The following is a 21,910-nucleotide window of genomic DNA, read 5'->3' as shown; positions in this document are numbered from 1 at the left end:
TCATATTTAAACAGCAGGAAGGCTTTAGCACCAATGACAGCTCAAGTCTTTCTGCTTGTTCCCCTCTATATTCTGAAAAACTGCTGATAAAGCACTGCAAACTAAAATGAGTTTAGCAGTCGATGACCAATCTCACTCATTTTCTACCAGGCATGTCATTAAGTGTAGATTTACCCCATACAGGTTAAAAATTTGTATAAATGGTTTTTCACACTTGTTTAGTATGAGTCGATATACTAAGCAAGCTATAAGCTTCTATTTTTAATTGGTTTTTACTTGTCTTTTCTCGGACAATAAAAAAGGGCCTCGAATTTTCGAGACCCTTTTAGCAAGCTGAAGTGCTTAAGTCAGTTTAGCTTAACCTAATTTAACCCGCGCATTTCTGAACATTCTCATCCATGGGCTATCTTCACCCCACTCATCAGGATGCCAGGAGTTAGCCACGGTTCTGAACACACGCTCAGGGTGTGGCATCATGATGGTCACGCGGCCATCCGTACTACAGATCCCCGACAAACCATTTGGCGAGCCGTTGGGGTTTTCAGGATACTGAGTCGCCACCTGACCATGTCCATTGACATAACGCAGTGCGATAGTGCCTGAAGCCTCTGCACCCGCTAATGCAGCTTGAGAGGCAAACTCGGCGCGCCCTTCACCGTGAGACACGGCGATCGGCATACGTGAGCCTTCCATGCCTTGGAAGAAGAGTGATGGACTCTTTTGTACTTCCACCAGGCTGAAACGCGCTTCGAATCGCTCAGAACGGTTACGCACGAAGTGCGGCCAGTGCTCAGTGCCTGGAATGATATCTTTCAGGTTAGACAACATCTGACAACCGTTACATACCCCAAGGGCGAAGCTGTTTTGACGCTCGAAGAAGCGGCTGAACTGCTCGCGGGCACGGGCATTAAACAGAATCGACTTAGCCCAGCCTTCACCTGCACCCAGTACGTCACCGTAAGAGAAGCCACCACAAGCCACTAAGCCCTGGAACTCTTCTAGGCTGATGCGGCCTGAGAGGATATCCGACATGTGCACATCGCGGCTCTCAAAACCGGCACGATCAAATGCTGCCGCCATCTCGATATGCGAGTTAACGCCCTGCTCACGCAGGATTGCCATCTTAGGCGCTGCGCCTTTAAGGATATAAGGCGCGGCAACATCTTCGCTGGGGTCGAATTTCAGATCCACAGTCAAACCCGGCGCATCTGGCACCTGCTTGAGTTTGAACTCTTCGAGGGCACATTCTGGGTTATCACGCATCGCCTGCATACGGTAAGTAGTTTCAGCCCAGATGGTTCTCAGCTCAGTGCGAGACTCAGCCAAAACCTGGGTTTCACCATCACGAATGACAATCTCATCGCCAGCCACTGGCTTAGCAATGGCGTAACAAGCCACACCTGCGGCTTGATACTGCGCCTTGATTGCATCGGCTTGTGCGCTACTCACCTGGATAACTGCGCCCAATTCTTCGTTGAACAGACGCGCTAAATGGCTGCCTGAGAGGGCTTCAAGGTTAACCTCTAAACCTGTGTTACCGGCAAAGGCCATCTCGACTAAGGTAGTGAACAGGCCGCCATCACTGCGATCGTGATAGGCGATAATCGCCTTATCATTGACCAGGGCCTGAGTCACTTCGAAGAAACCACGCAGCAGCGCAGCATCGTCGAGATCCGGCGCCTTGTCACCCAACTGACTGTAAACCTGTGCCAGACATGAGCCGCCTAAACGACTGTTGCCACTGCTTAGGTCCACCAGAAGGAGTTCGGTATCGCCCTTATCTGTTCTCAGCTCAGGGGTCACTGTCTTACGAATATCCTGCACCACACCAAAGGCGGTGATCACCAGCGACATTGGCGCGGTAACGGCTTTATCGACACCCTGATCCTGCCAGGCGGTCTTCATCGACATAGAGTCTTTACCCACAGGGATGGTCAAATCCAGCTCGGGACACAGCTCTTCACCCACGGCTTTCACCGCTTCGTAAAGACCGGCATCTTCACCCGGGTGACCCGCGGCCGACATCCAGTTGGCCGACAGCTTAATGCGCTTGAATGAACCGATATCGGCACCGGCCAGGTTCATGATTGACTCGGCCACCGCCATACGGGCAGAGGCACCAAAGTCCAGCAGCGCCAGCGGTGTACGCTCGCCCATAGACATCACTTCACCGTTGTAAGTATCGAAGCTAGATGCGGTTACCGCACAGTCAGCAACCGGCACCTGCCAAGGACCAACCATCTGATCGCGATTCACCAGACCAGTTACGCTGCGATCACCAATGGTGATAAGGAAGGTTTTCTCGGCCACAGTTGGCAGACGCAGCACACGGCGTACCGCGTCTTTAAGATCGATACCGCTTTCATCCAGCGCAGGTGAGACCGCCTTTTGCGAGACCACATCGCGGCTCATCTTTGGCGCTTTACCTAACAAGACTTCCAGTGGCAAGTCGATAGGTTTGTTATCAAAATGGGTATCAGACAGTGACAGATGACGCTCCTGCGTCGCTTCACCGACTACCGCAAATGGCGCGCGCTCACGCTCACAAATCGCGGTGAACAGCTCAAGATTCTCAGGTGCAACCGAGAGCACATAACGCTCCTGTGATTCGTTACACCAGATCTCAAGCGGGCTCATGCCAGGCTCATCCGATGGCACGTTACGCAGTTCAAACTTACCGCCGCGACCACCGTCGTTCACCAACTCAGGGAAGGCATTCGACAGACCGCCCGCGCCCACGTCATGGATAAATTGGATTGGGTTGGCTTCGCCCATCTGCCAGCAGCGGTCGATCACCTCTTGACAGCGACGCTCCATCTCTGGGTTTTCGCGTTGCACTGAAGCAAAATCTAAATCTTCGCTGGACTGACCCGACGCCATAGAAGAGGCCGCGCCGCCACCCAGACCGATATTCATCGCAGGGCCACCCAGCACAATCAGCTTGGCGCCAACGGTGATCTCACCCTTCTGAACGTGCTCTTCACGGATATTACCCAGACCACCAGCCAGCATAATTGGCTTGTGGTAACCACGCACCTCGACGCCGTTGTGGCTGCTAACTTGCTGCTCATAGGTACGGAAATAACCTAAGAGAGCAGGACGACCAAATTCATTGTTAAATGCCGCGCCGCCCAGTGGACCTTCGGTCATGATATCGAGGGCATTGACGATGCGATCCGGCTTACCGTAATCCCCTTCCCATGGCTGCACAAAACCTGGGATATTGAGGTTAGAGACGCTAAAGCCGGTTAAGCCCGCCTTAGGTTTAGAGCCACGACCGGTTGCGCCTTCATCGCGGATCTCGCCGCCAGAACCGGTTGCCGCCCCCGGATAGGGGCTGATTGCTGTTGGGTGGTTGTGGGTTTCTACCTTCATCAACACATGCATAGGCTCAGTGTGATAACTGTACACACCGTTTTGTTCAGGGAAGAAACGCCCTGCAATCGAGCCTTCCATGACGGCTGCGTTATCTTTATAGGCAGATAACACATAGTCTGGGGTTTTCTCGAAAGTGTTCTTAATCATCTTGAACAATGACTTTGGCTGCACTTCACCGTCAATCGTCCAATCGGCATTGAAAATTTTATGACGGCAATGCTCTGAGTTTGCCTGGGCAAACATCATCAGCTCGACATCATTGGGGTTACGACCCAGGCGAGTAAAATTCTCAACCAGATAATCTATCTCATCGGCAGCCAGGGCCAGACCTAATCTAAGATTGGCCTCTTCCAGCGCCTGCTTACCTTGGCCGAGAATATCCACGCTGGTAAATTCGGCAGGTGCGGTACGAGCAAACAGGGTTTGCGCCTGCTCGAAATCATCTAAGATCACTTCGACCATACGATCATGCAGTAAAGCTGCAAGCTGCTTGTGCTGCTCAGCGCTCAGGCTGTCGCTCTGCACATAGTAAGCTATGCCGCGCTCCAGACGCTTCACCTTATCTAAACCACAGTTATGGGCGATATCGGTCGCTTTTGATGACCAGGGTGAAATGGTGCCGGGGCGGGGAGTCACAAAATACAAGGTACCTTCTGGCGTATGCGCTTCGATAGCAGGGCCATAGGTCAACAGCTTAGCCAATTGTTCGGTTTCGCTGGCATCTAATGCAGCAGTTAAATCGGCTAAATGAACGAATTCAGCATAGATATCTTTAACAGGAAGTGCTGTATTTTCACAGGCTTCCATCAGTTTCTGAACTCTAAATGCTGATAATGCAGGGGCTCCGCGGATGATTTCCATCACGTCTTTTTACCTTATAAATTATAATTGAAGGGTCAGAACTGGCGCTATTATAGGGAAATGTTGCCGACAAATCACCCGTAGAGTCACTACAAAACACACTTTCCCGATTATTCGACTTATGTGATTAAGAAACTCCTACGCCGCCTAAAAATTACCCCATAATTAAGTGAGCCTAATCACGAAAAATGAGTATGCTTAGATGTAGATGTCAGGCTATCAATTTATCTGTTTTTGGGTTTAAATAACCTGTGATACACTTTTTGACCGCCTTCTAAAAACCGGAATAAAAATAGTACGTTAATGAAACATTACCTGTTTGTTTTCATCTGTTTGATCCTACTGACTTCCTGTCAGCGATCGACTGTGGAACAAACGAGCATGGTTGCGGTCACGCCCGCCAAAACCCAGCTTAATGTCGGCACCCTCTATGGCACCCAGATCTATGTCACCACAGGCCAGGGGCTCGCGGGATTCGACTACGAAATGGCGGTGCGCTTCGCCGATTATCTTGGGCTGAAACTCAATATGAAGCCTTATGACAGTATCCATGATCTCTATAATGCACTGCGCGATGGTGACATCGACCTTATCGCCGCAGGCATGGCCGATACCGACTATCGCCGCGAGCAGTTCCGTTTAGGGCCGCCGCTCTACTATGTTAATCAGCTGCTGGTTTACAAACAGGGCGTAAAACGTCCCAAAGATATTAATCATCTGGAGGATCATGTCACTGTAATTGCCGACTCCTCCTTTGTGGAAACCTTAGCCAGTTTACATAAGACCTACCCTGAACTCAGATGGAAACAGTACAGCGACAAGGACAGCGAAGAGCTGCTGGCCATGATCGCCCGCAATGAGATCACCTATACCATTGCCGACTCAACCACCTTTGATATCAATCGCCGTTTCATGCCCGAACTCAGAGCCGGCCCGATCTTGCGTAAAAATCAGGCTGTAGTCTGGCTTCTGCCACCCAAGAACAGTGACAAGCTGATGAGTCATCTGCTTGATTTCTGGCATGAGCAGAAACGTTCTGGCACTTTAGCGCATCTGAACGAAAAATATTTTGCCCACATTAAGCGTTTCGACTACGTCGATACCCGTGCATTTTTACGAGCCATAGACAATAAACTGCCCAGATACCGTGAGCATTTCGAACAGTACGCTGGGGAGATCGACTGGCGAAAACTGGCCGCCACCGCCTATCAGGAGTCCCACTGGAATCCCAATGCCCGCTCCCCCACTGGGGTACGAGGTTTAATGATGCTGACACTGCCCACGGCCAAGCAGATGGGGGTAGCAAACCGACTCGATCCGAAAGAGAGCATTCGGGGCGGCGCCAAATACCTCAACAAGATTTTACAAAGGCTGCCCGATTCTATACCCGAGAGTCAGCGTATGTGGTTTGCCTTGGCGTCCTATAATATTGGCTTTGGTCATGTTGAAGATGCGAGAAAACTGGCACAATCCATGGGGATGAATCCCAGTGCCTGGCGGGATATCAAACATGTACTGCCCCTTCTGCAAAAACGCAGCTACTACAGACACACTCGCTACGGTTATGCCAGAGGCAGTGAAGCTGTGCAGTATGTTGAAAATATTCGCCGCTATTACGATACACTCATCTGGGTGGATAATCAGAGTAATGAACTGAACCAAGATATGGCCAGTCATCACCAGCAGACTGCAGAGCAAGTTGAGGACGCAAGAATCGCAGACTCAACCCTACCACAATAGAAATAGAGCAAAGAATTAAAAGACTAAGCAGTAATAAAAGCACAGCAATAAAAGCGTAATAACAATACGCTAAGATCACCGCGAGAAGTAAGATCACCGCAAAAGGATTAGACTAATAAGGAGTTTTATAATGAGAAAAAAATCCTTGAATAACCTGGCATCACGGCGCAGAACCCAATTAAAAGTGCGCCACCTGCAGACCATGAACAGGCAGAAACAGTATTTCACCTTCTTTAAGCAGGAAGCGATTTCCAGCGACAATAACTGAATAGATTCAATACAAGAAAAAACAGAGAAAAAATTAACTAAGGGCTTATTGATTAAGCCCTTTTTGCTGCGCCTGTTTCAGCGCTTTCTTCTCCTGCCTACGACGGCGAAAAAAGGCGCTCAGCTGCTCGCCGCACTCCTGTGCAAGCACCCCGGCGGTAACCTCGAGCTGGTGGTTAAACTTATCGAACCTGAGCAGATCCAACACGCTGCCCGCCGCGCCGGTCTTAGGATCGCTCGCCCCATAGACCAAACGGCCAATGCGCGCATGCACCATGGCACTGGCGCACATGGCGCAGGGCTCAAGCGTGACATAAAGCGTGGTATCGAGCAGACGATAATTCTCAAGCACCTTGCCCGCCGTGCGGATACAGTTCATCTCGGCATGGGCACTGGCATCATGCTGGCAGATATTCAAGTTACAACCCTCGGCGATCACCTGGCCCTCTTTGACCAGCACGGCGCCCACTGGCACTTCGCCCGCCGCCTCGGCTTTTTCTGCCAGCGCCATAGCAAGACGCATAAACTCGATATCTTTTTCCTGTTGCGACAAAGCCAACCTCAAGTGATCACCACATATAAGCGGTTATTGTAAATGAATTTAAAGGCAAAGCCTAAATCGAAACGGCAAAAGAAAACCCGGCTTGCGGCCGGGTTTTCATCTTCAGTTGATCTCACAAGCGATTTAAGCTGGGATCAGGCAGGCTTATTCCCACTCGATAGTCGCAGGTGGCTTACCTGAAATATCGTAAACGACGCGGGAGATACCGTCGATCTCGTTGATGATACGGTTAGACACACGGCCTAAGAAATCATAAGGCAAGTGTGCCCAGTGCGCCGTCATAAAGTCGATGGTTTCCACTGCTCGTAGTGACACCACCCAATCGTACTTACGGCCATCGCCCATCACACCCACAGAGCGTACAGGCAGGAACACGGTAAAGGCTTGGCTTACCTTATGGTACAGATCTGCCTTATGCAGCTCTTCGATGAAAATCGCATCGGCGCGGCGCAGCAGATCGCAGTACTCTTTCTTCACTTCACCCAGAACGCGAACCCCTAAACCAGGACCAGGGAATGGATGACGGTACAGCATGTTGTAAGGCAGACCCAGCTCAAGACCTATCTTACGTACTTCATCTTTGAATAACTCACGCAGCGGCTCAACCAGACCCAGCTCCATATCATCGGGCAGACCACCCACGTTATGGTGCGACTTGATCACGTGGGCCTTGCCAGTAGCACTGCCGGCAGACTCGATCACATCCGGATAGATGGTACCTTGAGCCAGCCATTTAGCATTGACGCATTTTTTCGACTCTTCATCGAAAATATCGACAAACACTTTACCAATGATCTTACGCTTAGCCTCAGGCTCAGCTTCACCCGCTAGGGCATCGAGGAAACGGCTTTCAGCATCCACATGCACGATATTCAGCCCGAAGTGATCGCCGAACATCTCCAGCACTTGGCTCGCTTCATTAAGACGCAATAAACCGTTATCAACAAACACACAGGTCAGCTTATCGCCAATGGCACGGTGCAGCAGCATGGCCACCACAGAGGAGTCCACCCCGCCAGAGAGACCTAAGATCACCTCATCATCGCCAATCTGCTGTTTCAGACGCTCGATAGCATCTTCGATAATAGAGGTGGGTTTCCAGTTGGCTTCACAGCCACAGATCTCCAGCGCAAAGTGTTCCAGCATACGCATACCCTGGCGGGTATGGGTTACTTCAGGGTGGAACTGCACCCCATAAAAACGCTTCTCTTCGTTGGCCATGGCCGCAAAAGGACAGGTTTCTGTGTTGGCAACCGTCACAAAGCCTTCTGGAATTTCAGAGACTTTATCGCCGTGGCTCATCCATACATCCAGCAGCGGCTTGCCGTTTTCGCTGACCGCATCTTCTATGCTCTTGAACAGGGCTGAAGGCGCTTGAACTTCAACCTGGGCATAACCAAATTCACCTTCGCCTATCCCCTGGATCACCTTACCACCCAGTTGCTCTGACATGGTTTGCATGCCATAACAGATCCCAAGTACAGGGATGCCAGCGTTAAACACATATTCGGGTGCACGGGGTGAGTTCTCGGCGGTAACACTCTCAGGACCACCGGCCAGAATAATACCGTTAGGGGCGAACTCTTTAATTTGCGCTTCGGACACATCCCATGCCCAGAGTTCACAGTAAACGCCAATCTCACGAATACGGCGGGCAATCAGTTGGGTGTACTGAGATCCAAAATCGAGAATGAGGATCTTATGATCATGAATGTTGCTCATGCTTTACCTTATCTTTTTCAAATTATCGCGTTATCCGACAACTTATCGGTTGAACAATAAAGAAAAGGCAATGCCTGCGGGCACTGCCTGATTTTAATGCTTACGAACGGCTACGATAGTTAGGCGCTTCTTTGCTTATGGTCACATCGTGAACGTGGGACTCACCCATACCCGCCGAAGTGACTTTAACAAACTCCGCCTTCTCGTTGAGATCTTTAATGGTTGGGCAACCCGTCAGACCCATACATGAACGCAGACCGCCCATATATTGGTGGATAATCTCTTTGAGCTTACCTTTGTAAGGTACACGGCCTTCGATGCCTTCTGGCACTAATTTGTCTGCCGCGTTATCGCTTTGGAAGTAACGATCGGACGAGCCTTGTGTCATGGCGCCTAAGGATCCCATACCACGGTAAGACTTGTAGGTACGACCGTTATACAGCTCAGTTTCGCCCGGCGCTTCATCGGTACCGGCAAACATAGAGCCCGCCATGATGCAAGATGCACCTGCGGCTAATGCCTTAGCTAGGTCACCGGAGAAACGGATACCGCCATCGGCGATCACAGGAATATCTAAGCCTTTTAGCGCCTCAGCCGCATCGGAAACCGCAGTGATTTGCGGAACACCCACACCGGTCACAATACGTGTGGTACAGATGGAACCTGGGCCAATACCTACTTTCACCGCGTTAACGCCAGCTTCAACCAGGGCGAGTGCGCCTTCGGCTGTGGCCACGTTACCGCCAACAATCTGCAGCTCTGGATGCTTTGCACGAGTATCACGGATACGTTGCAGCACCCCTTCAGAGTGACCGTGAGAAGAGTCGATAAGCAGCACATCGATACCGGCTTTCACTAGCGCATCGACACGCTCTTCGTTACCTGGGCCCGCACCAACAGCCGCGCCGACACGCAGACGACCATACTCATCTTTACAGGCGTTTGGCTTCTGTTCTGCTTTTTGGAAATCTTTAACTGTGATGAGACCCTTCAACTTAAAGTTGTCGTCCACAACCAGCACTTTCTCGACGCGATGGGCGTGCATCAGTTTCTGCACTTCATTGAGTCCAGTGCCTTCTGCAACAGTCACCAAACGCTCTTTAGGCGTCATTACTTGATCGACAGTACGTGACCAGTCAGTGATAAAACGCACATCACGCCCTGTGATAATACCGACTAGCTCGTTAGCTTGGTTTATCACAGGAAAACCTGCAAAACCGTGCTTATCAGTCAGCTTTTTCACTTGCTCAAGTGTGCTATCAGGCGTCACTGTCACGGGCTCTTGTACGATACCCGCTTCATAGATTTTCACCTGACGAACTTGCTCGGCCTGCTGCTCTATGCTCATATTTTTATGAATAAAACCAATGCCGCCTTCCTGGGCGATAGCGATAGCAAGCCTTGCTTCAGTCACGGTATCCATGGCTGCAGACACAATAGGCACATTAAGTTCGATTTTTTGAGTTAAACGAGTCTTAAGAACAGCGGTATTAGGGAGGACAGTCGAGTGCGCAGGAACCAGCAACACATCATCAAAGGTAAGCGCTTCTTTTTTCAAACGTAGCATAGCAACATCTCCCCGCGTAGGTAGTATTAGAGGTAAAATATTGCGGCGGGATTATACCTTGCATGTTAACCTTGGTAAATGGAAAATAGTAAAAAAATCGACTTTGAAGTTAAATTTCTATGAAAATGCCGAAAAATAATATTTACACTGTTTCCCGCCTCAATGGTGAAGTAAGACAACTTCTCGAAGGGGAACTCGGCAAGCTCTGGCTGGAAGCGGAAATCTCTAACTTTTCTGCGCCCACTTCAGGTCACTGGTATCTGACCCTCAAAGACAACTACGCCCAGATCCGCTGCGCCATGTTCAAAGGCAAAAATCGCAGCGTTAACTTTCGTCCTATCAACGGCCAGCAGGTGTTGGTCAAAGGCTCAATCAGTGTCTATGAGCCCCGAGGCGACTATCAGTTAATTATCGAATCCATGCTGCCTGCTGGCGATGGCCTGCTGGCGCAGCAGTATGAAGCCTTAAAGGCGAAACTGGCCGCCGAAGGCCTGTTTGCCGCCGACACCAAACGCCCCTTGCCCAGCAATATCGAACGTATCGGCATCATCACCTCGCCCACTGGCGCTGCCATTCGCGACGTTTTACATGTGCTGAAACGGCGCGATCCCTCCATCGAAGTGATCATCTATCCTGTGCCTGTTCAGGGTGAACATGCCGATAAGGCTTTGTGTCATGCCATCATGCAGGCCAACGATCGCCATGAAGTGGATGTGCTACTTCTTACCCGTGGCGGCGGCTCGCTGGAAGATCTCTGGTGTTTTAACAGTGAGGCGCTGGCCCATACCATCTACAACAGCGGCATCCCTGTGGTTTCGGCCGTCGGCCATGAGGTGGATACCAGCATCAGCGACTATGTGGCCGATCTGCGCGCCCCGACGCCCTCTGCGGCGGCAGAGCTCTTGTCTCAGGATGCCTTGAGCAAGTTCGATAAGCTTAAGATGGCACTCACCCGCTTAAAACAGGGTTGGCAACATTACCATCTTAAGCAGGCGCAAAGGTTCACTCAGCTGGAACACAGACTGCAACGCCAAGATCCTAAGAGGCAGCTAGAGCAGTATGAGCAAAGGTTCGATGAGATGCAGTTCAAGTTGACCGCCATCATGCAGGCTAAATTGGCCAAGCTTGCCAGTGACAATCAAAGGCTAGCTCACCGCCTCGCCCAGCAGTCGCCCCATAACCGCCTGCAGCTGGAGCGCAGCAAACTTACCTTTCTTAGCCAGAAGCTGCATAAGGCGATGCAGGCCAAGCTCAATGAAGCTAAGACCAGCCTGAACCATGCCGCCCACCAGCTCGATACTGTCAGCCCGCTGGCGACGCTGAGCCGCGGCTACAGCATCACTCTGGATGCTCAGGGTCAGGTGATACAAAGGGAAGAACAGGTGAATCGCGGCGATACCATTACCACTAAGCTGCTCGATGGAGAGCTAAAATCGCGAGTGATCTAAGTTCGCAATTTATCTAGGCGATGCTCTGGGAGGTAAGCGAATTGGTATTGATTCGCCTTAGATGTACTAGCTCAGACTCAATCGGACCTTCCCATGAGCCCAAGACACACTAAGTAATCGAGTATAGCTGGCTTAATTTAGTTGAACTGGATTTCATTTATTTCAGGGGGTTTCATTTATCTCAGGGGATTGATAGGCCTCAAGAATAGTCTATTGGCTGAATATGATTCCACAAAGGCAAAAATATGGATGGAATGGACTCTATTCTATTGGTAGGAGTATCAACTTAGCACCCAAATCGCATATACGAGCACAATCAATACATAGGAAAATGGCGCCCAGCCATATATCAGCCTATCAAGCCATTCTATCTCGCTTAACTCAATATGCCGCTTAATTATCTGCTCTCTTTGCTTTTCCAGCTGGGCAAGGTTACGGGTTATTATGTTGTGGTACCTCTGTTTCTCATAAAAAATATGAGCGACCAACTCGTTTTTGGCCTGCTGCAGTTTGGACTTATATTCGGGAATATCAATTCGTAATCCCTCACCATATTCATAGTGCCTGCGATGGTTCATCTTAAGCACTTGCTTAAGCTCATCAATGTGATTCAGAACACTCGCTCTATCAATGTTTGTACGCTCAAAGTATGGCAATTGATCTTTAATATGCTCACTAAGTTGGTTATGCTTTTTTATTAGCGGCTCGATATGGAGATCAAGTCGATCATTAACGCTTTCAATAAACTCATTGATCATTTTTTCAAGACTGTGGCAACTGCCGCTACTACTAAGTTTCCCTGCCAGGCTGTTAAGCTCCCAAATGTTTTCATCAATTTTCGCTGTTGTTTTCTGAAAAGATTCAAACAGGTCTGAATCGTTAGTTTTAAGCTTCCAGTTACTATGTGTTTTAAGGGTATTGTTAAATAATGCCGAGTATAAAATTGCCTGATAAAGCACAGCAACCAGCATTGGCCATATCAGCGTTCTAACAGTTAACCCATTGCTATCTGTTAGTTGAATAATGCCTAAAATCGATTTTACTTGGGCATCGGGGAAGCTGCACATCACTAGGAGTAAGGTGCAAAAACTCATTAGAAGCAGTTTCGATTTTTTCGTTTCAACTGAAACGAGTTGTTGATCACCACACTGTCTGAATAATACTCTCTCATTTTCCATAAAATCTAACTCATTGATAATTTTATGACTTACCCAAGTTAAGCAGGTATGAAAGATTATTCAACCTTCGAGCTGATACAAAATTTAAGGTAAATACCTGAGTGAAGATATACCTGCGAACGTCGATGGCATGGATGCCATCGTCGAGCCTCCATAGATGGATTTACGGCGTGTAGCAGAGGTATCTGCACATCAGGTTACTGCTAAGAATCTAGCTAAAGCAAATACAGCAAACAAAAAGGCCTGCTTATAAGCAGGCCTTTTTACGAGAGAAGAAGATTACTTCTTCTTGCCTTTGATATGACTCATCATACGCTTGCGGCGACGTTCTTGACTCAGCGTCAGTTTACTGGTGTTGAGACCATCGAAGGGGTTTTCCCCTTCCTGGAAACGGATCTGAATAGGCGTCCCCACCACATTTAATGAACGGCGATAGTAGTTCATCATAAAACGCTTGTAGGAGTCGGGCAGCTTCTTCACCTGATTACCATGGATCACCACGATAGGCGGATTGTAACCACCGGCGTGAGCGTATTTCAGTTTCACCCTGCGACCGTTCACTAGCGGTGGCTGGTGATCGTCTTGCGCCATCTGCATGATACGGGTCAGCATAGATGTACCTACACGGCGAGTCGCACTCTCGTAAGCTTCTTGCACCGATTCAAACAGATGACCCACACCCGTACCGTGAAGGGCTGAGATAAAGTGAATGCGAGCAAAGTCGATAAAGCCAAGGCGTCTGTCCAGCTCGCTCTTAACGCGCTCTTTCACGTCCTGATCGATACCGTCCCACTTGTTTACTGCAATCACCAGGGCGCGACCAGCGTTGAGGGCGAAGCCTAACAAGCCTAAATCCTGCTCGGCGATCCCTTCTCTCGCATCGACAATCAGCAATACCACGTTAGCATCTTCTACCGCTTTTAAGGTCTTGATAACTGAGAATTTCTCAACGGTTTCATGCACCTTGCTGCGACGACGTACCCCGGCGGTATCGATGATCACATACTCTTGCTCATCACGCACAAAGGGGATATAGATGCTGTCGCGAGTGGTGCCCGGCTCATCGTAAACCACCACGCGCTCTTCACCTAAGATACGGTTGGTCAGGGTCGACTTACCTACGTTGGGCTTACCGATAATGGCCAATTTAATCGGCAGATCCTGCAGACGCTGCTGCTCGGCTTCCGCTTCCTCTTCTGTGTACAGACGCTCATCGGCCTCCTCTTCCTCGTCACCTTCACGGTTTAGGCCTAAGGCTTCGGCGTAAGGGGCCAGCGCATACTCAATCATATTAGTCACGCCGCGACCTTGAGAGGCGGCCATCTGGTAGACTTCGCCTAAACCTAAGGCCCAGAACTCGGCGCAGGCCGAATCAGCATCTATGCCATCGACCTTGTTGGCGACCACGAAAGTGGTCTTCTCGCGGCGGCGCAGATGCTCGGCGATCACTTGATCCGCGGCAGTCAGACCCGCTCTGGCATCGGTGAGAAACAGCACCACATCGGCTTCTTCGATGGCGGCAAGAGACTGCTCGGCCATACGGGTTTCGATACCCTCTTCTGTGCCGTCGATACCGCCGGTATCCACCACGATAAATTCATAACCCGACAGATGAGCACGGCCATACTTACGATCCCGAGTTAACCCAGGGTAGTCTGCTACCAAGGCATCTCTGGTGCGCGTAAGACGATTAAACAGGGTCGACTTACCTACGTTTGGTCGGCCAACAAGGGCCACAACTGGAATCATTTTCTTGCCTCTAATGTACAAATCTTTTGAAAATTTTAAATAAAAAGCCCCCAGAAGCAACGTCCAGGGGCCTGATGAACTTCAATGTTCAGCTTATGGAAGCGTTATTCTAGCAACCTCGCCATCACGCGATTGAACATAGATTTTATCATCGATCACCAACGGCTGGCTAAATAAACCTGAACTATCTACCTCAACCCGACCAACAATGCGGCCATCGGTGCGGTTGATAAAGTGCAGATAACCTTCAAAGTCACCTACGACAATATAATCGCCGAAGACGGCTGGAGCAGTTAAATCACGGTTGCTCAGCTCATTGTTAGACCAGACCTCTAGGCCATTGCGTTTGTCTATCGCATAAACACGGCTATGATCGTCAACCATGAACAGATACAGACCCGATGTCGCTAAGTTATTCAGGCTAGAATATTTACGCGTCCACACAACACGACCTGTACGCAGCTCCATGGAAACCAGATTGCCGTTGTAGCTCACAGCATAGAGGTTTTCACCACTCACCAGCGGCTGCATATCCACGTCGGCCATACGACTAAACTCATTACCACCCGATGGAGTATAGATAGGCTGTTCCCACGCCGCTTGACCATTATTCTTAACCACTACTACCACTTTACCGTCGGCAGTGCCAACGAAAAAGCCGCCCGCTTCGTAGGAAGCTGAGCCTGTGCCACGCAGGGTTAAAGTCGGCAGTTTGCTCTCGTAAGTCCAAAGCTTAGTGCCATCATCGATATTGTAGGCCTCTAAGGCGCCGGCGCCGGTATTCACCACGACCACATCTTCGCCCACGGTCGGTGTCGACAAGAGTTCGCCCCCCGCCTTAACGTGCCAGACCACTTCGCCGGTTTCAGCATTGAGCGCAGCAAAAAAGCCTGTCTCCCCGCCGATAAAGATCTTATCTCTGGCTGCTGTGATCCCACCCGCCAGACGTGCGCCATCATTTTTAGCAAAGGCGTTATCACGGAAGGCTTCACTGATATCCAGCTCCCAGACTTCATCGCCGGTCGCTTCATCGAAGGCGTTAATCTTGCCATAACGATCGGCAGCAAACACCTTGCCATAGCGCACTGCAGGACGAAGACGGGAATAGTAATCCCCTACGCCACTGCCGACATTTTCGCTCCAGCTGACTTCAGGGAAGACGCTCGCTTCAATATCAGGAAGCGGGCTGACAGGCGCCTCATCGACATCGCTAGAAGAACATGCAGACAAAAAGCTCAGGCTCAGTCCACAAGCCACTAGTGTTTTACACCAAGACTTCATGGCGATTTCCTTATGCCTTATTTAGATTGTCTAGCTTCATCTGCAGTGCTGGACTGCTTGTCGCACCACCGTTATCCAATGCTGACTGATAAGCCACCTTGGCGTTATCGGCATCGCCCTGACGGACTAAGAAATCCCCTTTAAGCTCGTCACGCTGAGCATTAAACGCGGGGGCAGAAACCTGCTCTAGCGTGGCTAATGCCGTTGCAACCTGACCCAGCTCTGCCTGTACGCGCGCCAGACGCAGGGTGGCAATAGCGGTTAAGCCTTCATCGGCTTTATCGGCCAGTACCTGCTTAAGGGATTGTTCGGCTTTGGCCAGATCGCCCGCTTCAACCGCAGCTTTAGCCACGATAAGTTCAAGCAGCGCCTGATAACCTTTCTGATCGCCATATTCTTTAGCAAAACTTTCTGCAGCCGCCAGCATGCCGGTATCGGCTTTTACTGAATTGCTGACAGTCTGGAACTGCTCTGAGGCTGCCTGGGATTGCGCCACTTTGTAATCTGAGTAGTAGTTCCAACTGTACAGACCGCCTAAACCGACAACGGCACCGATCACAATCGATTGACCATAGTCTTTCCAGAACTGTTTGATAGCATCTACTTGTTGTTCTTCTGTGCTATAAATTTCCACTTTTTACTTCCCCTTTAAATCAGCTCTGCAATGTAAGTTGCCAACGCATCCCGTGCAACTAATTCTTGTTCTTTCTCTTCACGCAGGAATTTCACTGCGACTTGTTGATTGGCCAGTTCATTCTCACCAATCAAGATTGCGATGCGAGCCCCACTCTTATCGGCGCGCTTCATCTGCTTCTTGAAGTTACCGCCGCCGCAATGGCTCATTACCTTAAGACCGGCAATCGCACGCAGCTCCTGGGCGACCTTGATCGCCTCAATACGGCAACTATCACCCATGGCGCTGACATACAGATCCACAGCACCAGGCACATCTTCGGTTAAGCCCAGGGTTTCGAGCATCAGTACGATGCGCTCAAGCCCCATGGCAAAGCCCACAGCCGGGGTGTCTTTACCGCCAAGCTGACCGACAAGACCATCGTAACGACCGCCCGCCAGTACTGTGCCCTGAGCCCCCAGGCTCTGAGTTACCCACTCAAACACGGTGCGATTATAGTAATCTAAACCGCGCACCAAGCGGGGATTAATTTTGTATTGGATACCAACTGCGTCAAGTAGTTCACATAAATGTGAAAAATGCGCGCGACTTTCTTCCCCAAGGTAATCCATCAGCTCGGGCGCATCGGCCAGCAGTGCCTGGATCTCCGGATTTTTGGTGTCTAACACCCGCAGCGGGTTAGTGTACATGCGGCGCTGGCAATCTTCATCCAGCTGCTCTTTATACTGCTCGAGGAAGGCGATAAGGGCGTCACGGTACAGAGCGCGCTCGGCAGGATCCCCAAGGGTATTAAGCTCCAAGGTGACATGCTCGCTAATGCCTAACTTTTCCCACAGGCGCGCAGACATCATCAAGACTTCGGCATCGATATCGGCAGAGGCTATGCCATAGACTTCGACACCAAACTGGTGGAACTGGCGATAACGCCCCTTTTGTGGACGTTCGTGGCGGAACATAGGGCCCATGTACCACAGACGCTGCTCCTGATTGTACAGCAGCCCATGCTCGTTACCGGCGCGCACGGTTGAGGCCGTGCCTTCCGGGCGTAATGTCAGATAATCACCGTTGCGATCGGCAAAGGTGTACATCTCTTTCTCTACAATATCGGTCACTTCGCCGATGGAACGCTTAAAGAGATCGGTACTTTCAACGATAGGGGTTCGAATTTCACTGTATCCGTAAGCGGCAACCGTTTCTCGTAGAACCGCTTCAAGTTTTTGCCATAGAGGACTTTGTGTTGGCAGAATATCGTTCATTCCGCGTATCGCTTGGATCTGTTTTGCCACAGTTAACTCGTCCGATAATTAATAAAAAAATGCGCCTCGCATTATAGGCGCATCATCAATAAACGCAAAACTGACTACAGACGCCAGTGACCTAGGCCACATGCCCAGTTAGCACATGCCAATTAGCACAGCCCATTTAGCATAACTGAGTTGCCAGTGTGACAGCCAAGGCCAATATCACCTACTCTGTGATGTCCGTCGTTGGAATTCGTGCCTTATCGCTCTCGATTTTAGCGCGAATACGCGCTTCCAGCTGATCGACAATATTGTCGTTATCGAACCGCTCTTTTTGACGCACACCATCGACATAATAACCGCTCTTACGGTTACCGCCGGTCAGACCGATATCGGATACCAGGGCTTCACCCGGACCATTGACCACACAACCGATTATCGACACATCCATAGGCGTGACCACATCTTCAAGGCGCTGCTCTAGGGCATTGACAGTCGCTATCACATCAAACTCCTGACGCGAGCAGGAGGGACAAGCGATAAAGTTAATGCCGCGAGAACGGATACGCAGCGATTTTAAGATATCGAAACCCACCTTGATCTCTTCGACCGGATCGGCCGCCAGCGAAATACGCAGCGTATCGCCAATCCCTTCGGCCAGCAACATGCCAAGACCCACGGCAGATTTCACGGAGCCTGCACGGGCGCCGCCCGCTTCTGTGATCCCTAAGTGCAGCGGCTGCTTAATCTGTTTCGCCAGCAGACGATAAGACTCTACGGCGAGAAACACATCGGAGGCTTTAACGCTGACCTTGAATTGGTCGAAGTTCAACCTGTCTAAGATGTCCACGTGGCGCATGGCCGATTCCAGCAGGGCTTCGGGGGTCGGCTCTTTGTACTTGTCCATCAGATCTTTCTCTAATGAACCGCCATTAACGCCGATGCGGATAGGAATATTCTTGTCGCGGGCACACTCGACCACACTGCGGATCCGCTCTTCATTGCCGATATTTCCTGGGTTGATCCGCAGACAATCGGCGCCATACTCGGCCACTTTGAGGGCGATACGGTAGTCGAAATGGATATCGGCGATCAGGGGAATATTGCTTTGCTGTTTAATCGCTTTAAAGGCCTCTGCCGCATCCATGGTGGGCACTGAGACACGCACTAAGTCGGCACCCACTTTCTCTAAGGCCCTAATCTGTGCGACCGTGGCATCAACATCGGTAGTACGAGTATTGGTCATAGATTGCACCGCAATAGGTGCACCATCACCAATAGGCACATTGCCCACATAAATACGGGTCGATGGGCGTCTAATGATTGGAGACTCGTTGTACATCTTAAATTACTCTTTTACTTCAAAGATTGGCTGAACTGCTTAAGGTCAATCGTGCCACGCGTCCCTTGGGATACTTGGTCAGGTCGACATTTTCGCCATTAATTGTCATGGTCAAAGCTTGGGGCGCGCCAAGGATCACCTCAAAGGGCTCCTGTCCGGCCACATTGATGGCGCTGCCACCCACTTTCAAATCATTGACTAAGGTCTTGCCTACGGCATCGGTTATCTTGATCCAGCAATCTGCAGTCAGCTCCATTCGAAGCAAAACGTCATGAGGCAGTTCATTCGCTGCAGTTAAGGTTTGTGCCTCAGCATCAGACTCAGCGGCGCTGGTGTCAGGCTCAGGAGCTTGCTCCTCCTGCTCAACCTCTTGCATGGGCTCGATGCCGGTCTGTGCCTCGGCTGTGCCGTCTTTAGATGGTATCTGGCCGTCATCGGTTAAGAGTTGCTGGCGCTGACTCTCCTGCTCCAGCTCGGCCACCTCTTCGGCAGTCAGCTGAGACATATCGACACCCGATACCTGCGCCGATTTTTGCAGCCACCAAACCACCAAGAGTGCCAATAGCACAAAAATAATGAGATAAGTCGCCAGCATCAGTCGGCCATCTCTGGCTTCATGTGTGGTCTTGCGCGAGAAGCTTTGCATGGTCGGTGCGCTCACCACTGGAAAGTAGAAAGCCAACGCGGCATCGATCGCCTCTTTATCCACATCGACGAGACGGGCGTAATTTTTCACATAGCCTTTAACATAGGTTGCCGATGCAATTTCGGAGAAATCGTCAAGTTCGATAGCCGCAACAATACTGGGGCGCAGATGCAACTGCTGAGCTATCTGTCCAACACTCAAGCCCTTGGCCTCACGAGCCGTTTTAAGCAGTTCACCTAACTTAGGCGTTGCCTTCTGTGAGGCGGCTTCATCATCCTTGAGCATGTCAATTTGATTATCAGTCATTAGTGCATACTTGCCCGGTATTGTTTAGCCTCTTGCGATGCAGGGAATTTAGCCAGTAATAAGATACCAAAGCGTTTCTCCGCCTCAGTATCGTTCAGGCTACGCTCAATTTGAATGCCTAGTGCCAGACTCTCAGCCGTTTCAGGCACGATACTGTGATAACGACTGAGTCCTTTCTGTGCATCAATAAAATCGCCCTGCTCCAGGTCGATTTCAGTGAGTTCGAGCAGTGACGTGCCCCGGCGAGGATCGTAATTGAGCGCCATATTAAAATACTGTTTCGCTTTGCTTAAGTTACCCGCCTTACGGGTACAGATCCCCAGGTTTTCGTAACTGGAAGCTGAGCGGGTGTATTTGGGCATTTTAACGGCGCGCAGGAACATCTCTTCGGCCTGGTCATACTTGGCCTGCTGGCACAGAAATACCCCGAAGTTATTCATCGAATCACCTGTGGCATCGCTGCTGTTAATGGCATTTCGATAGGATTTTTCGGTTTGATCCAGTTCACCGACAGATTGGTAGTAATAAGCTAAGGCAACATGGACATCTTCAAGATCGGGAGCGAACTCCAGCGCCCTGTCCAAATTGTATTTGGCCTGTTCACTGTTGCCCTTTTGCAGATAGCTCAGTCCTAACTGCACACGTTGACGAGCCGCGCTGACATTGTCGAAGGCGCGTTCTTTAACAGGCACATCTGTGCCGCTGTAGGTTCGTTCTGTAACACATCCCGACACCAGTAAAGATGTCAGGATGATCAATAATGAAATTTTTGGCTTTTCTAGCGTCATTAGCAAGCCTATCTGTTTGCAGATACAATAAGTTAGTTTATTGTGACTGAAATCTGACTATCTTGCATGCGTTTTTTCGCTAAACGTTTGGTTCGGTCGCGAATGTCTCCCGCAAGTTGGCCACAGGCCGCGTCAATATCATCACCACGTGTCTTACGCACGATAACGGTTAGTCCGTATTCCATCAAGACTTTTGAAAAACGGTCGATGCGCGAATTGGATGAACGACCGTAAGGGGAGCCTGGATAGGGATTAAAGGGGATCAAGTTGACCTTACAGGGAGTATCTTTCATCAACTTAGCCAGTTCATGAGCCTGATCTGTACTGTCGTTGATATGATCCAGCATCACATATTCCAAGGTCACCTTACCGCGGTTCGCGTTAGATTTAGCGATATAACGGCGGATACCGGCAAGAAACTCCTGCAGCGGATACTTCTTATTGATTGGCACCAGCACATCGCGCAGCTCATCATTGGGCGCATGAATACTAACCGCCAGCGCCACATCCAGATGTTCACCCAGAATATCCAGCGCAGGCACGACGCCTGAGGTGGAGACTGTCACGCGGCGCTTAGAGAGGCTGAAACCAAAATCGTCCAGCATGATATCGATAGCCGGCATCACATTCTTGAGGTTTAGCAGCGGCTCGCCCATGCCCATCATCACCACATTGGAGATAGGACGATCGCCAGTCTCTTTCTGGAAACCCAGGAAGTGGCAGACACGCCAGATTTGGCCGACGATTTCAGAGACGGTTAGGTTACGGTTAAAGCCTTGCTGCGCTGTCGAGCAGAAAGTACATTCCAGCGCACAGCCCACCTGAGAGGAGACACACAGTGTCGCCCTGTCCTCTTCGGGAATATACACGGTTTCCACTTCCTGGCCGTTGCCCACATTGATGGCGAACTTGATGGTGCCGTCTGCAGATTTCTGATAGCTGGAGATCTCAGGTGCGATGATTTCACAGCGATCACTCAGTTTGCCACGCAGCACCTTATTGATATTGCTCATCTGCTCGAAATCGCTCACGCCAAAATGGTAGATCCACTTCATCAATTGATCGGCACGAAATGGTTTTTCACCCATTTCAGTAAACAGGGCTCTCAATCCTTTACGATCAAGATCCAATAAATTGATTTTTTTCTCACTCATTTTGACTAACCTCAGCACCAAAACCTGCAACAGGGCGGCGAATTAT

At 50.2% G+C, this 21,910-nt stretch carries 15 protein-coding genes and 1 pseudogene; 3 read left to right on the top strand and 13 right to left on the bottom strand.

Going from position 1 to position 21,910, the window contains the following annotated elements:
* Positions 1 to 357 precede the first annotated feature (357 nt).
* Positions 358 to 4,239: a phosphoribosylformylglycinamidine synthase gene (purL, locus tag LZP69_RS08630; RefSeq protein WP_234199912.1), complete on the bottom strand. Its 3,882-nt coding sequence runs from the start codon at positions 4,237 to 4,239 to the stop codon at positions 358 to 360.
* 300 nt (positions 4,240 to 4,539) lie between these two features.
* On the opposite strand from purL, the pseudogene mltF reads away from it, so the two are divergent.
* Both mltF and LZP69_RS08620 read left to right on the top strand, forming a co-directional pair.
* Positions 4,540 to 5,979: pseudogene (gene mltF, locus LZP69_RS08625) on the top strand (membrane-bound lytic murein transglycosylase MltF); the annotation flags it as partial.
* A 130-nt stretch (positions 5,980 to 6,109) separates the two neighbouring features.
* Positions 6,110 to 6,247 (top strand): hypothetical protein, encoded by a 138-nt coding sequence (locus LZP69_RS08620; protein WP_234199872.1) that lies wholly within the window; start codon positions 6,110 to 6,112, stop codon positions 6,245 to 6,247.
* A 45-nt stretch (positions 6,248 to 6,292) separates the two neighbouring features.
* On the opposite strand, the gene tadA is transcribed toward LZP69_RS08620, so the two are convergent.
* The 3 genes from tadA to guaB all read right to left on the bottom strand — a co-directional run bounded on the left by tadA (position 6,293) and on the right by guaB (position 10,097).
* The gene (gene tadA / locus LZP69_RS08615) at positions 6,293 to 6,799 is read right to left on the bottom strand and encodes a tRNA adenosine(34) deaminase TadA (protein WP_267962053.1); all 507 of its coding nucleotides are present in this window, start codon (positions 6,797 to 6,799) and stop codon (positions 6,293 to 6,295) included.
* Between the two features lie 153 nt (positions 6,800 to 6,952).
* Complete coding sequence (guaA, locus tag LZP69_RS08610; RefSeq protein WP_234199870.1) at positions 6,953 to 8,530, bottom strand: glutamine-hydrolyzing GMP synthase; 1,578 nt, start codon at positions 8,528 to 8,530, stop codon at positions 6,953 to 6,955.
* Positions 8,531 to 8,630: 100 nt separating this feature from the next.
* The gene (gene guaB, locus LZP69_RS08605; RefSeq protein ID WP_234199868.1) at positions 8,631 to 10,097 is read right to left on the bottom strand and encodes an IMP dehydrogenase; all 1,467 of its coding nucleotides are present in this window, start codon (positions 10,095 to 10,097) and stop codon (positions 8,631 to 8,633) included.
* A 119-nt stretch (positions 10,098 to 10,216) separates the two neighbouring features.
* Here guaB and xseA point away from each other — a divergent pair, with 119 nt between their 5' ends.
* Complete coding sequence (gene xseA / locus LZP69_RS08600; protein ID WP_234199867.1) at positions 10,217 to 11,545, top strand: exodeoxyribonuclease VII large subunit; 1,329 nt, start codon at positions 10,217 to 10,219, stop codon at positions 11,543 to 11,545.
* A 281-nt stretch (positions 11,546 to 11,826) separates the two neighbouring features.
* On the opposite strand, the gene LZP69_RS08595 is transcribed toward xseA, so the two are convergent.
* From LZP69_RS08595 to LZP69_RS08555, 9 genes are all read right to left on the bottom strand, one after another.
* Positions 11,827 to 12,723, bottom strand: a complete 897-nt coding sequence (locus tag LZP69_RS08595; RefSeq protein ID WP_234199866.1) for a hypothetical protein — start codon at positions 12,721 to 12,723, stop codon at positions 11,827 to 11,829.
* A 279-nt stretch (positions 12,724 to 13,002) separates the two neighbouring features.
* Positions 13,003 to 14,472, bottom strand: a complete 1,470-nt coding sequence (der, locus tag LZP69_RS08590; protein WP_234199865.1) for a ribosome biogenesis GTPase Der — start codon at positions 14,470 to 14,472, stop codon at positions 13,003 to 13,005.
* A gap of 93 nt (positions 14,473 to 14,565) precedes the next feature.
* A complete protein-coding gene (gene bamB, locus LZP69_RS08585; RefSeq protein WP_234199864.1) occupies positions 14,566 to 15,753 on the bottom strand; it encodes an outer membrane protein assembly factor BamB in 1,188 nt (395 codons plus the stop codon).
* Positions 15,754 to 15,763: 10 nt separating this feature from the next.
* Positions 15,764 to 16,387, bottom strand: a complete 624-nt coding sequence (locus LZP69_RS08580) for a tetratricopeptide repeat protein (protein ID WP_234199863.1) — start codon at positions 16,385 to 16,387, stop codon at positions 15,764 to 15,766.
* A 14-nt stretch (positions 16,388 to 16,401) separates the two neighbouring features.
* Positions 16,402 to 17,673 carry a histidine--tRNA ligase gene (hisS, locus tag LZP69_RS08575; protein ID WP_234199862.1) on the bottom strand — a complete coding sequence of 424 codons (1,272 nt, stop codon included), beginning with the start codon at positions 17,671 to 17,673 and terminating at the stop codon, positions 16,402 to 16,404.
* A gap of 181 nt (positions 17,674 to 17,854) precedes the next feature.
* A complete protein-coding gene (gene ispG, locus LZP69_RS08570) occupies positions 17,855 to 18,970 on the bottom strand; it encodes a flavodoxin-dependent (E)-4-hydroxy-3-methylbut-2-enyl-diphosphate synthase (RefSeq protein ID WP_234199861.1) in 1,116 nt (371 codons plus the stop codon).
* Between the two features lie 19 nt (positions 18,971 to 18,989).
* Complete coding sequence (locus LZP69_RS08565) at positions 18,990 to 19,922, bottom strand: RodZ domain-containing protein (protein ID WP_234199859.1); 933 nt, start codon at positions 19,920 to 19,922, stop codon at positions 18,990 to 18,992.
* Positions 19,922 to 20,710: a type IV pilus biogenesis/stability protein PilW gene (gene pilW / locus LZP69_RS08560; protein WP_234199857.1), complete on the bottom strand. Its 789-nt coding sequence runs from the start codon at positions 20,708 to 20,710 to the stop codon at positions 19,922 to 19,924. Before pilW ends, LZP69_RS08565 begins: the two co-directional genes overlap by 1 nt.
* A 32-nt stretch (positions 20,711 to 20,742) precedes the next feature.
* Positions 20,743 to 21,864, bottom strand: coding sequence for a bifunctional tRNA (adenosine(37)-C2)-methyltransferase TrmG/ribosomal RNA large subunit methyltransferase RlmN (locus tag LZP69_RS08555; protein ID WP_234199855.1), 1,122 nt, complete (start codon positions 21,862 to 21,864; stop codon positions 20,743 to 20,745).
* Positions 21,865 to 21,910 lie beyond the last annotated feature (46 nt).

Origin of the sequence: Shewanella sp. AS1 (assembly GCF_021412565.1) — a bacterium.
In the GTDB taxonomy this organism is placed as follows: domain Bacteria; phylum Pseudomonadota; class Gammaproteobacteria; order Enterobacterales; family Shewanellaceae; genus Shewanella.
Note: the sequence above shows the minus strand (reverse complement) of the source record. Positions and strands in the feature narration are given on the sequence as shown.

Coding starts and splice junctions, on each gene's coding strand:
- LZP69_RS08595 (WP_234199866.1), bottom strand. CDS start 12,723: ATGGAAAATGAGAGAGTATTATTCAGACAGTGTGGTGATCAACAACTC.
- ispG (WP_234199861.1), bottom strand. CDS start 18,970: ATGTACAACGAGTCTCCAATCATTAGACGCCCATCGACCCGTATTTAT.
- xseA (WP_234199867.1), top strand. CDS start 10,217: ATGAAAATGCCGAAAAATAATATTTACACTGTTTCCCGCCTCAATGGT.
- purL (WP_234199912.1), bottom strand. CDS start 4,239: ATGGAAATCATCCGCGGAGCCCCTGCATTATCAGCATTTAGAGTTCAG.
- der (WP_234199865.1), bottom strand. CDS start 14,472: ATGATTCCAGTTGTGGCCCTTGTTGGCCGACCAAACGTAGGTAAGTCG.
- bamB (WP_234199864.1), bottom strand. CDS start 15,753: ATGAAGTCTTGGTGTAAAACACTAGTGGCTTGTGGACTGAGCCTGAGC.
- LZP69_RS08620 (WP_234199872.1), top strand. CDS start 6,110: ATGAGAAAAAAATCCTTGAATAACCTGGCATCACGGCGCAGAACCCAA.
- LZP69_RS08555 (WP_234199855.1), bottom strand. CDS start 21,864: ATGAGTGAGAAAAAAATCAATTTATTGGATCTTGATCGTAAAGGATTG.
- guaA (WP_234199870.1), bottom strand. CDS start 8,530: ATGAGCAACATTCATGATCATAAGATCCTCATTCTCGATTTTGGATCT.
- pilW (WP_234199857.1), bottom strand. CDS start 20,710: ATGACGCTAGAAAAGCCAAAAATTTCATTATTGATCATCCTGACATCT.
- LZP69_RS08565 (WP_234199859.1), bottom strand. CDS start 19,922: ATGACTGATAATCAAATTGACATGCTCAAGGATGATGAAGCCGCCTCA.
- guaB (WP_234199868.1), bottom strand. CDS start 10,097: ATGCTACGTTTGAAAAAAGAAGCGCTTACCTTTGATGATGTGTTGCTG.